The organism is Rhodococcus sp. C-2, assembly GCF_027854095.1.
In the GTDB taxonomy this organism is placed as follows: domain Bacteria; phylum Actinomycetota; class Actinomycetes; order Mycobacteriales; family Mycobacteriaceae; genus Rhodococcus_F; species Rhodococcus_F qingshengii.
Map to the genome: position 1 here is coordinate 2,921 of NZ_JAQGFI010000010.1, position 12,764 is coordinate 15,684.

Genomic DNA, 12,764 nt, shown 5'->3' on the forward strand with positions numbered 1-12,764 from the left:
GGGGGTGCCCCCCCCTATGGTGTCGGCCCCCCGCCGCCGCGGGGGGGCTGTGTTTTTTGTGACGCCCTGCCCTGCTGTGCGCCTTTATTAACCGCGGGCGGTTAATAAAGGCGCACAGGGGGGTTACCCCATGTGGACTGCACCCTCGGCGGGCAGATCACCCTTCTTGGCGCGGACCAGCACCAGCACTACCGGTGCGATGATCGCCAACAGGATTGCCGCCCAACCGAATGCGGCCGAGTATCCGGATACCTCGGCGCCGAAGAAGTAGTCCGTCATCGAGGCGACGAGGTCCTGCACCGGCTGGGGGAGTAGCGCCAATTGGTCACCAGTCGGGATGGTCGCGTTCGACATGTCGACAGGAATGCCTTCCGGCGGGATCGGCGCCGCGTTGTCGGCGGTGAAGGCCGACTTTGCCGAAGCGTAGATCGTGGTGAACAGTGCGGTTCCGAGTGCGCCGCCGATCTGCAGGGTGGCGTTGACCAGGGCACTGGCAGCGCCGGCGTCGTGGTCGGGGACACCGATCAGTGCGAGGTTCTGCATCGGCACCATCAGCAGACCCAGTCCGAAGCCGAAGATCGCGAGGCCGGGGAACACGTGCGTCCAGTAGGAGCTGTGTACCTCGATCTGGGTCAGCATGAGCAGTCCTACTGCTGCCACCAGCGGGCCGGCGACCATGAGCGGCTTGGGGCCGATCTTGGTGGACAACTGCGCTGCGATGGTCGACGCCAAGACGATGAAGAACGCCATCGGCAGCGATCCGACGCCGGCCATGACCGGGCTGAATCCGAGCACGATCTGCAGGTAGAACGTCAGGTACAACGTGCCGCCGAGCAGGGCGGCGCCCACCAGCATGGAGCCGATCAGAGCAGCGCCGCGATCGCGATGGCACGGAACGCTCAGCGGTAGAAGCGGATTCTTGCTGCGGCTCTCGACGACCACGAAGATCGCGAGGAAGACCAGACCCAGTGCGATGAACAGCAAAGTGTCCGCCTGACCCCAGCCGTGCTCGGCGCGTGTGAATCCGTAGACCAGTGAGCCGAGCCCCAGGGCGATGAGGACAGCGCCGGGAAGGTCGTAGCTCGTGTCGCCGTGCGCTTTGGTTTCCTTGACGATCGGGACGGCCGCAGCGATGGCGATCAGCGCGATCGGGATGTTGACGAGCAGGCACCAGCGCCAGTCGACGTACTGCGTCAGCACTCCACCGAGGAGAAGGCCGATAGCAGCGCCACCGCCGGAGATCGCGCCGTAGACGGCAAAAGCCTTGGCGCGCTCCTTCTCTCCGATGAAGGTGGTGGTGAGCATCGACAGCGCGGCGGGCGCGAGCAGTGCTGCGAAGACGCCCTGGCCGGCGCGGGCGATGAACAGTTCGATACCGCTCTGCGCGATGCCGCCGATGCCGGAGGCAACCGCGAAGCCCGCCATGCCGACGATGAAGGAGCGCTTGCGGCCCCAGTAGTCGGCGATACGTCCGCCGAGGAGCAGCAGCGCACCGAACGCCAAGGCGTACGACGTGACCACCCACGCGCGGTCAAGGTCGCTGATGCCCAGTTCTTCCTGGGCTGCCGGTAGGGCGATGGAAACGATGGTGCCGTCGAGCACCACCATGAGTTGAGCGAACGCGACGATGCAGAGCACCAGCCAGCGACGTTGATGATTCGGATTCTCGGAGACAGCCGGGATCGGTGGCAGAGTGCCGCCGTCGACGTGGGACGTGGTGGTCATTGGAAAAAGGTATTCCAGCCTTCTCGGGTGAGTCAAACGAAATAGTTCGTTCGGTTACCATCATCACTATGGCTCCCACTGACGTGACCGCGACGAAACAGCGAATCCTCGACGCTGCGCAAGAAGAATTCGGCACCTACGGGCTTGCCGGTGCGCGCATCGATCGGATTGCGAAGAACGGAAACGCCAGTAAGGAGCGCCTCTACGCCTATTTCGGTGACAAGGTCGCGTTGTTCCACGCGGTGCTCGACGTCGACTTCGAGCAGGCGATGGAATCCGTCGAGTTCACCGGTGAAGACATGCCCGCGCATGCCGTCGAACTGTTCGACGCAATGCTCGGCAAACCACAGATTCAACGGATGATGATCTGGGGTCAATTGCAGGGTGAGGCACCACGGATGAAGAAGCTGGCCGAGGAACATTCCAGCTGGGTTCCGCGAATGGCCACGATTCGCAAGGCTCAAGAAGACGGCCTCATCTCGAAGCACTGGGACCCCCAGGACCTGATCACGATGCTGTTCGGCCTCGTGTTCGGCTGGGTGGTGGCCCCCGGTGTGGCCGACAACCAGAACGTCGACGCCGACGAGATCGCGCGCCGCCGTGAAGTGGTGCGCGAGGCCGTCACTCGAATCTGCAAGCCGTGACTGTCAGCGAGAGAGGTACGCGGCCCAACCGCCGTAGTCGGTGATGTCAGCTGCGCCGTTTACGGCGTCATGAGTGCAGCTGAAACCGACTGTCGTTCTGCCGTCGGATAACTCGACGCTCGTGAGCGCCATCGGTGCAGGCAAGGCGGCGAGGAATGTTCCCAGCCCGGCCGGTGAGATTCGGAAGATCTCGCCGACGACCGGTGCGCCGAGTCCAGGGCCACGGCGTACCAGGCCGGGCTTCGGTGGCGTCGTGTCGAGAGCGAAGAGCCGGTAGGCATCCGAGGTCGTGACGGTTTCGACGTACCGCGCGCCGAGGTCGACCAACTGTGTGTTGAGGGGTTGCCCGCGCAGGTGAGCGCCGAATACTGCGAGGTCGATTCCGGTATCGACGAGGGTAGGTGAAGGCACACCGCCGAGTCGCGCAGCGAGGTCGATGGCGCTCTGGTCGTCGAAAGCGGGTACGACGAACATGACGCCGAACGGGTGATCTTCGGCAGTGCGGTGTCCGGGCGCCGCGACGGCCGCCATGTCGAGCAGGTTGCAGAAGTTGGTGAAAGTTCCCATCCGGCGGTTGATTCCGAACGGATCCTCGGTCACGGCGGCAATCGTCGGGTGTTCGGTGGTGGTGGGAAGCAGTAGGGCGTCGAACCCGGCGAGGAGTTCCCGGGCGGCAGCCTTGGCGCGGGTGAGAGCATCGAGATCGTCGACTAGCTGGTATCCGGTGGGGTGCTTCGCACCGAGCACGATGTCGGACACCGCGGGATCTGCTCCGGCAGGACGAGTTTCGAGGAACTCGCCGGCAGCGGCGTACCGCTGCGCCACTACGGCGCCGTCGTAGAGCAATCGGGCCGCGTCGAGCAGCCCGGAGATGTCGACGGTCTCGGTCTCGGCGCCGCCGGCTACCAGAGCTGTCACAGTGTCCTGAAATGCTGCTGTATACGACGGGCTCAGTTGAGCGAGATCCTCGATTCGGGGGACGGCGACGCGGGGATTCGGCGCCGCCGCGAGACGAACGTCGGAAGGCCAGACGCGGCTGCGGGGATCCCGAGGTTCGTGGCCGATCATGATTGCCGCTGCCGCGGTTGCCGATTCGAGGTCGTCGGCAAATACCGTCAGAGCGTCGTAGTCCACGCAGGCGGGCACTACTCCGTGGGCTGGGATGACGCCGAGCGAGAGCTTGAGTCCGTAGATCCCGTGGAACGCTGCCGGCACCCGGCCGGAACCGGCGGTGTCGGTGCCGATTCCGATGTCTGCAATTCCCAGCGCGACAGCGACGGCGGATCCGGAGCTACTACCGCCCGAGATCAACTCTTCGTCCCAGGCGCAGCGAACGGCTCCGTACGGACTGCGCGTTCCGACCAGTCCGGTGGCGAACTGGTCCAGATTGGTCTTCCCCAGAACAACAGCCCCGTGCTCGATCAACCGCGCAACGGCACTGGCGGTTTCGTCCGGCGAATACGCGAATTCGGGGCACGCCGCTGTGGTCGGCAGACCGGCGACGTCGACGTTGTCCTTGACGGCGACCAGACGCCCAGCCAGAGGAAGATGCTCGCCCGTGGCGATTCTGGCTTCGACCGAAGCGGCATCGGCAAGCACATCTTCCTTGCGGCGCAACGTGATCCAGACTTCGGGGCGATCTACTTCCTCGATCCGCTGGAATGCCTGCTCGACCCGGGCTGTCGGGGTGAAAACTTCTGCTGCGATGGTCATGGTGTGTACTGCTCCGATCAGTCCGTGATGTTGGCGAGTGAGAGCGCGGTGATCGCGCGGGTCACCCGGTCGAGGACGACGTCGAGAGACTCGCCGATGTGCTGGTGCAAAAGCGTGCGGGCCTCGGGCAGATTGCCGGCACGTAGTTCTTCGAGGATTCGAATGTGCTCCGCGATCGAGGTGTCGATGCGGCCGTTGACCATGAAGTCGTACATCCGAACGTGCCGGATACGGGAATTCACCGACAGCAGCGACGCGACCAGTTCATTGTTTCCCGACGCCCTCAGTACGGCGACGTGGAATTCCTCGTCCAGTTCGACGAACCCCGGTTCCTGAGCGGGCGGATCGAGAGCCAGGGCACGCCACCGCACCAATTCGTCGTCGAGGATTGTTCGGTCGTGCCGGATCGTCGGATCTGCGATCGCCCGGGTAATTCCTTGTAGTTCCAGAGTGATTCGGAGTTCATACAGATCTCGGATCCGCGGGATACTCGGGCGCACGGCGGAGAACCCGTACTCTTCCCGGCGCAGGAGTCCATCGGCGCACAGCATCGTCAACGCTTCCCGTACTGGTGTGCGAGAAATGCCGAAACGCGTGGAGAGTTTCGGTTCCGTCAGGCGCTGATCGAACCCGATAGTCCCGTTGACCAGTTCGGTGCGTAGTTCCCGGTAGACCACCTCACGCAGTGGCTCCGGCGCCGTATTCATCCCTGTCGACATACCTGTATACGCTATTGATCAGGTGTTTCGTCCAGATGTCTTCGGGTTAGAGCTGAGTTACGGCCGCCGCGGAACTTCAGGAGAAGTCGCGCTGAACCCGCAAGGTTCCGATCGTGGTGGCCAGGCCGTCGTACTGAGTGACCAACAAGGTGAATTCGATCAACCGACGATCGTCGAGATGCTGCGAGAGCGTTCCCCACGTGTCGTCGGTGACGTCCTTGGTGGTGACCAACTCGTCGACCGCAGTCAAGATCGCACGGTGACGCGGACTCAACTCGGAAGCGCCAGGGCCCTCGATGATTCGGGCCAGTTCTTCTGCGTCGATTCCGGCTTTGCGGCCGAGCCTGATGTGGTGATCCATCTCGTAACCGCAGTCCCGCAGGTGCGCGACCCGCAGGATGATCAGTTCGGTGTCGTGGCGAGAGATCTTGCCGCCGGGCATGAGTGAGCCGGAGTAGTGCAGCCAACCGCGGAAGAGTCCACCCGTGCGCCCCAAGGTGCTGAACAGATGCGCATCGGGTGCTCCGGCAGCCTTCGACAGGACACGCCAGATTCCCCAGTTGATCGGACCGAGGTCCTTGAATCGGCCGGGCGGGATGCGGGGGTTCATGCGACTCCACGGATGTGAGAGGGACGGAGGTCGATAGCTCGTTGCGCGATGTGGCGAACCGCGGCGCTGCGGCGGGGCGCGTGTACGCGTGACTTCCGGCCGACGATACCGCGCTCGAACGCGTCGACGGCGTCAGCGACGGTCGTGGTGCCGGCGCTGGCGAGGGTTCCGCGAGCGCCGTCGAAAGAGAGTGCGGTGGTATCGGTGTCGATGTCGCCGATGTACGCGACGCCCACCTTGGTGCCGAGGTGTTTCATTTCCAAGCGCAACGCGTCACCCAACGCGTCGACGCCGGCGCGCGAAGCACCGAACGGTCCGCGAAACGGATGCTTGGCGGCGCCGTGGGCCGAGGCGACCACCAGGGCGTAACCGTTTTCGTGACTGATGTGCGGACCTGCTGCGCGCAGGGTGTAGTACGTGCCCATGAGGTTGACTTCGACGGCGCGGCGCATGTCCGCAGGGTCGCCGCCGAGGATCGACGAGTTCGCCTCGACCCCGGCATTGGCGACGACGACGTCGATGCCTCCCAGCTTCTCAGCGATGTAGTCGACGCCGCGAGATACCTGCTCGAGGTCGGCGACGTCGCACAACTGCCACGGCGCGCGGCCGCAGGAAGTGGCGACTTGTTCGAGAAGTTCAGGCTCGAGGCCGAGCAGTCCCACGGACGCACCACGGTCGTACAGGCGTCTGGCCAGCGAAGAACCGATATTGCGGGCAGCGCCGGTGATCAGGATGCGCCGACCCGTCAGGTCGTCCGCACTACTCTTGGCCGATTCGGCCTTGCCCGCCTCGCTCTTGCCCATTGCTGTGTCCCTACGCAGTGACCTTCTGGTCCTCCGACGCTAACACCGCCGGGTAGCTGCGACTGCAAGTACCGCCAACTCCGTCCGAACGGGTGTTCAGACCGATGCGGCTTCGAGACGCGGATGTGACGAGGAAGCCTGGGTCGACCGCAATCGACGGAATCGGACCACGGCAACGACGGCGGCAACAGCGGCGAGGATCACCAACGGCAGTGACGGACCCATCGTGGGTTCGATGACAACAAGTAGCACCGGCAGTCCGAATCCGAGATAGGTGCCGACGTAGAAGATCCCGGTCAGGGCGCCCCGCGAGGCCGGGGGAGCCAGCGACTCGAGGTCGAGCAGTCCCTCACGCAGACACAGTCCGTAGGCCGTACCGAGGACGAGCGCGCAGACGATGAACAACCCGAGCGCGGGGTGCGCGCCGCCGACTGCGACCAGGCAGTATCCGAGCGCCGCCAGTGCGGCGCCGACCGTGCCGGCCTGAGGACCCCAATTGCGATGGCGCGCAGCGGTTTGAACCAGGATTCCAGCACCCAGAGTCAGCGCCGCCGCGAAACCCGGAAGGAGAGGACCTGAGTAGCGGTCCCCGAGCCTGGCCGTCATGGTCACGAAAGAGACTGTTGCGCTGGCGAACACCCACGGCGCCAACGGAAGTGCCCAGAGCAGCGCATTTGCGACGGAGCGCTCCGCGCCGTCTGGCGCATTTGCGACGGAGCGCTCCGCGCCGTCTGGCGCATTTGCGACGGAGCGCTCCGCGCCGTCTGGGACGGGTGTGATGGTCGCGGCTTCTACGGGAACAGGTGTACGACTCCACACAGCTGCCGCGGTAACCGAACCCACCGACAAGACGGCCGAGACGACAAAGGGCGTAGCGAGTGGGAAGGCGGCAAATTGTGCCAACAGACCCGAAAACAGTGGTCCCAGTGCAAAACCCGAGGTGAGTACTACGCCCGCCATCACGGTTCCGGACTTGCCGCGAAGGTCAGCCGCCCACGCGGTGCCGGCGCCGATTGCCAGACCGGCACCGATACCGACAACGAGGCGCCCGACCATGAGCCCGGGCGCGTCGTGCCAGAGAAGAAGAATCAAGGTTCCGAGCGAGGCTATGAGCGCTCCGGGCAGGACGACTACAGCTCGGCCGACGCGATCCGACAGTGCTCCACCGGTCAACAGGCCGGGTAGGAGTCCGAGCGCGTAGATACCGAAAACACCGTCGAGCACGGTATGCGAAAGACCCTCGTCCATCCGGAGAACCGGGATGAGCGAAGCAAAGTGGTTGGCGGCCCAACCCGTCGAAAGTAGAACTGCCAGTACCGAGATGAACCCGCGACGGGATGGATCGCCCATACCGGCAGCTTAGGCGGGTACCAGATCGCTCACGTCGGCGAGGAGTTCGAACGTGCGTAACCAGGCCTCGCGGTTGGTACCGGTCGACACCGTGATCAGCTCGTCGGCCTGTGCATGCTCGGTGAACTCGTCGAGGTAGGCGCGGACCTCCGTGGGCGTGCCGATGGCGCTGTACTTGGTCATCTGCAGAACCTGCTGACCCGCGGGGGAGTCGAGCAGCATGTCCGCTTCGTCGTCCGTGAACTTGCGTCCGCGTCCGAGAAGAAGGCTGACGCGCGAACGCTTGGCCGCGAGGAAGTCCTGCTGAGCCTGCTCATGGGTGTCGGCGGCGATGACATTGACGCCCGCGATGACGTACGGCTCCGCCAACTGCTCCGACGGCTTGAACTCGCGTCGATAGATCGCGACGGCGTCGCGCAGGGCGTTGGGGGCGAAGTGCGAGGCAAATGCATACGGCAGGCCGAGCATCGCGGCAAGCTTGGCTCCGAACAGTGACGATCCGAGAATGTAGAGCGGAACGTGAGTGCCCTTACCGGGAACGGCATTGATTCCGGGGACGCGCGAAGTGTCGCCGAGGTAGCCCTGAAGCTCGAGTACGTCCTGCGGGAAGCTGTCCGAAGAACTCGGGTCGCGTCGCAAAGCCTGCATGGTCTTCTGATCACTACCGGGCGCGCGACCGAGACCGAGATCGATGCGACCCGGGTGCAGAGTCTCGAGGGTGCCGAACTGCTCGGCGATCGTCAGCGGCGCGTGGTTGGGCAGCATGATTCCACCGGCGCCGAGGCGGATTTTGCTGGTGTGCGCGGCGACGTGGCTGATCAGAACGCTGGTGGCCGAAGACGCGATGGAACCCATGTTGTGGTGCTCGGCATACCAGATTCGCTTGTAACCCCACTCCTCGGCACGCTGCGCCAAGGTCACGCTGGCGTCGAAGCTGTTTTTGGCGGTTTCGTTGTCGCCGATGTGGGCGAGATCGAGGATGGAAAGTGGGACGGCCATGAATGTGGTGCCTTTCTCAGCGAATAGAACGCAAACGTCGTTGGAAGGTGCAACCATCTGGCCGGCTTTCCTATTTCCGCCTGGTCAGCGCCCACGGATGGTGGCGAGGCGGACAAGGCGTGAAGTTCTTGTCTCGATTTCGGTCATTTCGGATATTTCGGATGAAATTGGGGGCTAGATTTCCCGAATCGGAGGTTCTTTCGCATTCCAAGTGAATCGAGACCAGCATGGCCACTGATCGGAAGGCTGTAAACAAGCGCAAAGTACGTGCATTACTTGCCGGAGGACTTGTCCTCGGTATCGGCGCCGCTGTCACCTTGGCGGCGTGGACAGACAACGTTTTCGGCGACGCGCAGTTCAAGACGGGAAGTTGGAATCTCCAGGGCAGCTTCGACGGACTGACGACCTGGGGTGAGTATCAAGTGGACGCTTCCGCCGGCCACTTCCAATTCAGCACGGGATTCGACGCACTCTCACCCGGAACGACGGTATACGCGCCGGTAGCGCTTCGGATCGGTCCCACGGCCAGCACTTCCGGCGCGACGGTACAACTACTCGGTGCAACGGGCGGTGATACCGACCTCAAACCCGCCCTGCGGTACTCGGTGTATCGAGGTGTCCCCTCCACGACCTGCACGGCAGCGGGAATTGGAGCAGGAACAGCATGGGTAGGCACGACAGCCAGTCCGGTGGCCTTGACGGCAGGTTCGGGTTCGGATGTCACCTTGCTAGGCACGGGCGTGCCGGTGGAACTGTGCTTCGCGGTCACGCTGCCTGCCGGAGTCGACCCTTCGATCGTGTCGGGCAAGAACACCGGGCGCTTGCTCTGGCAGTTCACCGGCCAGTCCACCCCCTGACGCCTGCGTGGTCACACGGCGAATGCGTCAGGTGTACGCACTGGCGGCCTCGGGACTCGTCCTGGGTATCGGTGCAACCACCGTGGCCGCCAGTTGGGTGGACAGCACGATGGGCGATGCATCGTTTCGCACCGGAACATTCGGAATCGAGTCGAACGTCGGCGGTGGATGGTCGTCGCATTCATCCAGTGCCCCTGGCGTTTTCACGTACACGCCCTCGGCGCTCCTGATTCGCCCCGGTGCGTTCTCGTACGGCCCGATATCTCTTCGAACAGTGCCGGTCTCGCCGGCAGCATCCGTCACTCTGCAGGCGGCCACGGTTGCCGGCGACTCCACTCTGGCGTCGGCGCTGCGGTATCGGGTGGTCAAGTCGACGACCTGTGATGCGTCAGCCTTCGCCACGGGAACACCACAATTCGTGGTGGGAAGTGCGACGGTGTTTCCGTCGCTCTCAACTGGTTCCGCAGTCGGGGCCATCGCGCTACCCACCGGTGGAGCGTCCCCGGGCGCCGCGGTGGCGCTGTGCTTCGAGATTTCGCTGCCCGCAACCTCGGCTAATTGGAGCAACTCGGCGCTGACCGGTAAAACGGCAACTCCCACTTGGCAGTTCAGTGCAACACCCTGAAGGAGCTGCAATGCCAACACATGCCCGGGCAACACATGCCCGGACGAAGAAGCGTTCGATCCCCACGATCATCGGGGACTGCATCCTTCAGGTTCTCGCTGCCGGTGGGGTTGTTTGTATCGCTTTGGTGATCTGTGCCTTCGTTTTCGACATCACACTGATCTTGTTCAAGACCGGATCGATGTCGCCGACCATTCCGACCGGATCTCTGGCAGTTGTGCGGGAAGTAACGGCAGATTCCGTCGAGGTGGGCGACGTCGTCACCGTCGATCGGGGAGTGTCCGAACTGCCGGTGACCCACCGGGTCGTCTCCGCTCGTACCCAGGACAACGGCATCACGATTCTCGATCTCAAGGGTGATGCCAACGCTTCGGCTGATCCCGCGGTATACGAGGTCACCACGGTCCGAAAGGTGCTCTGGCACGTTCCGGGATTGGCGCGGGTGATCGTCTACTTCTCGAATCCTCTTGTTCTGGGGGCGATCACGCTGACCATGGCCGCTTTGGTGGTCGCGGTATTCTGGCCGCGCAATACCGATGACGACGATGATGCCGACTCGGCCGACCCGAAAACCGAACCCATCCAGGTTCTTCTACCGCCAGACGGCGGTAGACAATGAAGCGTCGCCACCTGTTTTCAGTCATCGTATTGGCAGTTGCGGTTGTTTTGGGCTCTGGTTTCTCGTCTCACCCACTCCTCGGAGAGACAGAAGCGGCGTGGACAGACTCCGAGTACGTTACCGGCCCGATTTCCACCGGTTCATGGACGACGAGTGGGTACGGCAGAGGCGCCGGCGGGCTCGGGTTGTCCAGTGGCGGAATCGTGATAGATCTTTTCGGCAGTTCGATGTTCGAAGGTGTCTCACAACAGAACACGATTGGAAAGGACCTGGACACAACCAATCTGGTGGTTGCAAAGCTACTGGGCGTCAACTCGTTGTCCCGGACCGGATCGATCTCGTCGTGCGCTGCCTACTCGGTCGGGCAGCCAGCGAGCGGCCGCTGCCAGTCGGCAATTGTTTCGGATACCGATGCGACGTCGACACTCACCTCGATGACCGTGACAGTGAACTTGCTGTCTCTACTGGGGGTTGATCTGGTCAGTGCGCCGATAGTCACTGTGGCATCGCCGATTACGGCAGGGGCTGCGTGCGATACCTCGAACAGGGCATCGGTATCGGCGAGTAGCCCCACGAATCAGGTGACGGTGGGATCTCGCGTCCTCACGATTCCACAGCCTGCCGAGAACGCATCGGTGACGGTAACAGGGGCGGACGCCACTGTGAACGCCGCTGGCTTGGCGACGATTCAATACACGAACATCAAGCTCGTGAGCACGCGAACGTCCACGGCAACAACGGCGCAATCGACGCTGAGCGTGAGTCTTTCGATGGCAGCTTTTGCGATTCTGGGGGCGCAGATACTGGGCACCACAAACGTGACATTCAATCTTGTAACGGCCCAATGCGGAATTGGCAGCGCGACATACCCGGTCACGCCGCTGAGCCTCCCAACCGGATTTGCTGCGCGTGCGGTCAGCCCGACGTCTACTTCGGTGAGCGAACCCCCGTCATCGACGACTTCTTCGACCACGGCAGCTGAGACCACGGCAGCTGAGAACACGGCAGCTGAGAACACGGCAGGGATGACGACCACCGCGTCTGTGCCGACACCGACAGCAACCCCGACATCGACAGCAACCCCGACATCGACAGCAACCCCGACAACGACAGCCGCACCAACTACGAGCACACCGGCTCCGGCGGATCCAATCGGGACAGCGATCCACGGCCCCGCCGATTCGAGTATCTCCGCCTTCACCACGGAAGACGGACTCACCTGCGACGTTGCTCCTGATGCGGACTACACGAGCGAAGTTGCAGTCGAATGCTCGGACGGCACAACGGGTACGGTGCCCGGTTCTGTACTCGGCCCGAAGCCAACCGTACCGGGGGAGTATCTGCTGGTCCCCCTGACGAGAGACCACGTCACCGAAGTCTTCACCCTGAAGTCAGCGACACGACGCTGATCAGTTCCGCACAGCGTTGGCCATGGCGGCCAACGAGAGGGCCTGCCGAGCGCGGTCGAGGACAACCGCACGAGAGATGTCGATGTGCGACACCAGTGCCTCGTGTGCTTGCGGAATCTTGCCGTCCAGCACCAGTTCGACGACGGAGATATGTTCCTCCACCGTGGCCTTCATACGGTCGGGAGTCAGGTAGTCGAACATCCGCACGGGGCGCAGCTTCGAGTTGACGGCCTGAAGAGCGTCGACCAACGCGTGGTTTCCGGACGAGGCGAGGAGCGCGATGTGGAACTCCTCGTCGAGCGTCACGAAACCGGCGTCCGGTACCGGCATCTGTTTGAGAAATGCGTACCACTTGTCGAGTTCGGAACCGAGCGCGTCTCGATCATGAGCGGGGGCCTCACCGTCGAGTACCCGCCGAAGTCCGTGTACCTCGAGGAGTATGCGCAGCTCGTAGAGGCCACCCAACTCGTCGAGGTGCGGTCGGTACGGAAAGAGGCCGTGTTCGTCGCGCTCGACCAGCCCGTCGGATTCCAACTTTGCGAGCGCTTCGCGCACCGGTGTTCGCGAGACACCGTAGAGATGGGCCAGGCGTTCCTCGCCCAGTCGTTCGGATGGCGCGATCTGACCCGACATCAGATCGCTCCGGATCGACCGATAGACCTGCTCGCGCAGCGGCGGGCGCACACTCATG

The 12,764-nt window shown here is 63.3% G+C and carries 14 protein-coding genes; 4 read left to right on the plus strand and 10 right to left on the minus strand.

Annotation, left to right across the window (positions count from 1 at the left end):
• Positions 1-123: 123 nt before the first annotated feature.
• Positions 124-1,725, minus strand: a complete 1,602-nt coding sequence (locus PCS43_RS20945) for an MFS transporter (RefSeq protein ID WP_209907971.1) — start codon at positions 1,723-1,725, stop codon at positions 124-126.
• Between the two features lie 68 nt (positions 1,726-1,793).
• Here PCS43_RS20945 and PCS43_RS20950 point away from each other — a divergent pair, with 68 nt between their 5' ends.
• On the plus strand, positions 1,794-2,369 hold the full coding sequence (locus PCS43_RS20950; RefSeq protein ID WP_003941498.1) for a TetR family transcriptional regulator: 576 nt from the start codon (positions 1,794-1,796) through the stop codon (positions 2,367-2,369).
• A 3-nt stretch (positions 2,370-2,372) separates the two neighbouring features.
• Here the strand turns inward: PCS43_RS20950 and atzF are convergent, their stop codons facing one another.
• The 6 genes from atzF to PCS43_RS20980 form a co-directional block, all read right to left on the minus strand.
• Positions 2,373-4,082 carry an allophanate hydrolase gene (gene atzF / locus PCS43_RS20955; RefSeq protein WP_125050463.1) on the minus strand — a complete coding sequence of 570 codons (1,710 nt, stop codon included), beginning with the start codon at positions 4,080-4,082 and terminating at the stop codon, positions 2,373-2,375.
• 17 nt (positions 4,083-4,099) lie between these two features.
• Positions 4,100-4,801 carry a GntR family transcriptional regulator gene (locus tag PCS43_RS20960; RefSeq protein WP_019744458.1) on the minus strand — a complete coding sequence of 234 codons (702 nt, stop codon included), beginning with the start codon at positions 4,799-4,801 and terminating at the stop codon, positions 4,100-4,102.
• 76 nt (positions 4,802-4,877) lie between these two features.
• Positions 4,878-5,411: a carboxymuconolactone decarboxylase family protein gene (locus tag PCS43_RS20965; RefSeq protein ID WP_003941526.1), complete on the minus strand. Its 534-nt coding sequence runs from the start codon at positions 5,409-5,411 to the stop codon at positions 4,878-4,880.
• Positions 5,408-6,214, minus strand: a complete 807-nt coding sequence (locus PCS43_RS20970; protein WP_125050464.1) for an SDR family NAD(P)-dependent oxidoreductase — start codon at positions 6,212-6,214, stop codon at positions 5,408-5,410. Before PCS43_RS20970 ends, PCS43_RS20965 begins: the two co-directional genes overlap by 4 nt.
• A 96-nt stretch (positions 6,215-6,310) precedes the next feature.
• Positions 6,311-7,564, minus strand: a complete 1,254-nt coding sequence (locus tag PCS43_RS20975; protein WP_270923096.1) for an MFS transporter — start codon at positions 7,562-7,564, stop codon at positions 6,311-6,313.
• A gap of 9 nt (positions 7,565-7,573) precedes the next feature.
• Positions 7,574-8,563, minus strand: a complete 990-nt coding sequence (locus PCS43_RS20980) for an LLM class flavin-dependent oxidoreductase (protein ID WP_076949133.1) — start codon at positions 8,561-8,563, stop codon at positions 7,574-7,576.
• 227 nt (positions 8,564-8,790) lie between these two features.
• Here PCS43_RS20980 and PCS43_RS20985 point away from each other — a divergent pair, with 227 nt between their 5' ends.
• Genes PCS43_RS20985 through PCS43_RS20995 form a run of 3 tightly spaced genes read left to right on the plus strand, consistent with a single transcriptional unit; the run spans position 8,791 to position 10,664 of the window.
• Positions 8,791-9,420: a SipW-dependent-type signal peptide-containing protein gene (locus PCS43_RS20985; RefSeq protein ID WP_007735401.1), complete on the plus strand. Its 630-nt coding sequence runs from the start codon at positions 8,791-8,793 to the stop codon at positions 9,418-9,420.
• 7 nt (positions 9,421-9,427) lie between these two features.
• Positions 9,428-10,045 carry a hypothetical protein gene (locus tag PCS43_RS20990; RefSeq protein ID WP_228232510.1) on the plus strand — a complete coding sequence of 206 codons (618 nt, stop codon included), beginning with the start codon at positions 9,428-9,430 and terminating at the stop codon, positions 10,043-10,045.
• Positions 10,046-10,055: 10 nt separating this feature from the next.
• Positions 10,056-10,664 (plus strand): signal peptidase I, encoded by a 609-nt coding sequence (locus PCS43_RS20995; protein ID WP_076949134.1) that lies wholly within the window; start codon positions 10,056-10,058, stop codon positions 10,662-10,664.
• Between the two features lie 352 nt (positions 10,665-11,016).
• On the opposite strand, the gene PCS43_RS21000 is transcribed toward PCS43_RS20995, so the two are convergent.
• The 3 genes from PCS43_RS21000 to PCS43_RS21010 form a co-directional block, all read right to left on the minus strand.
• The gene (locus PCS43_RS21000) at positions 11,017-11,238 is read right to left on the minus strand and encodes a hypothetical protein (RefSeq protein ID WP_042923314.1); all 222 of its coding nucleotides are present in this window, start codon (positions 11,236-11,238) and stop codon (positions 11,017-11,019) included.
• Between the two features lie 114 nt (positions 11,239-11,352).
• Positions 11,353-11,883, minus strand: a complete 531-nt coding sequence (locus PCS43_RS21005) for a hypothetical protein (protein WP_076949135.1) — start codon at positions 11,881-11,883, stop codon at positions 11,353-11,355.
• A gap of 190 nt (positions 11,884-12,073) precedes the next feature.
• Complete coding sequence (locus PCS43_RS21010; RefSeq protein WP_209907976.1) at positions 12,074-12,763, minus strand: GntR family transcriptional regulator; 690 nt, start codon at positions 12,761-12,763, stop codon at positions 12,074-12,076.
• Position 12,764 lies beyond the last annotated feature (1 nt).

What these genes read in the sequence shown, in the direction of transcription:
- PCS43_RS20945 (WP_209907971.1), bottom strand. Translation starts at nt 1,725, where the DNA reads ATGACCACCACGTCCCACGTCGACGGCGGCACTCTGCCACCGATCCCG.
- PCS43_RS20950 (WP_003941498.1), top strand. Translation starts at nt 1,794, where the DNA reads ATGGCTCCCACTGACGTGACCGCGACGAAACAGCGAATCCTCGACGCT.
- atzF (WP_125050463.1), bottom strand. Translation starts at nt 4,082, where the DNA reads ATGACCATCGCAGCAGAAGTTTTCACCCCGACAGCCCGGGTCGAGCAG.
- PCS43_RS20960 (WP_019744458.1), bottom strand. Translation starts at nt 4,801, where the DNA reads ATGTCGACAGGGATGAATACGGCGCCGGAGCCACTGCGTGAGGTGGTC.
- PCS43_RS20965 (WP_003941526.1), bottom strand. Translation starts at nt 5,411, where the DNA reads ATGAACCCCCGCATCCCGCCCGGCCGATTCAAGGACCTCGGTCCGATC.
- PCS43_RS20970 (WP_125050464.1), bottom strand. Translation starts at nt 6,214, where the DNA reads ATGGGCAAGAGCGAGGCGGGCAAGGCCGAATCGGCCAAGAGTAGTGCG.
- PCS43_RS20975 (WP_270923096.1), bottom strand. Translation starts at nt 7,564, where the DNA reads ATGGGCGATCCATCCCGTCGCGGGTTCATCTCGGTACTGGCAGTTCTA.
- PCS43_RS20980 (WP_076949133.1), bottom strand. Translation starts at nt 8,563, where the DNA reads ATGGCCGTCCCACTTTCCATCCTCGATCTCGCCCACATCGGCGACAAC.
- PCS43_RS20985 (WP_007735401.1), top strand. Translation starts at nt 8,791, where the DNA reads ATGGCCACTGATCGGAAGGCTGTAAACAAGCGCAAAGTACGTGCATTA.
- PCS43_RS20995 (WP_076949134.1), top strand. Translation starts at nt 10,056, where the DNA reads ATGCCAACACATGCCCGGGCAACACATGCCCGGACGAAGAAGCGTTCG.
- PCS43_RS21010 (WP_209907976.1), bottom strand. Translation starts at nt 12,763, where the DNA reads ATGAGTGTGCGCCCGCCGCTGCGCGAGCAGGTCTATCGGTCGATCCGG.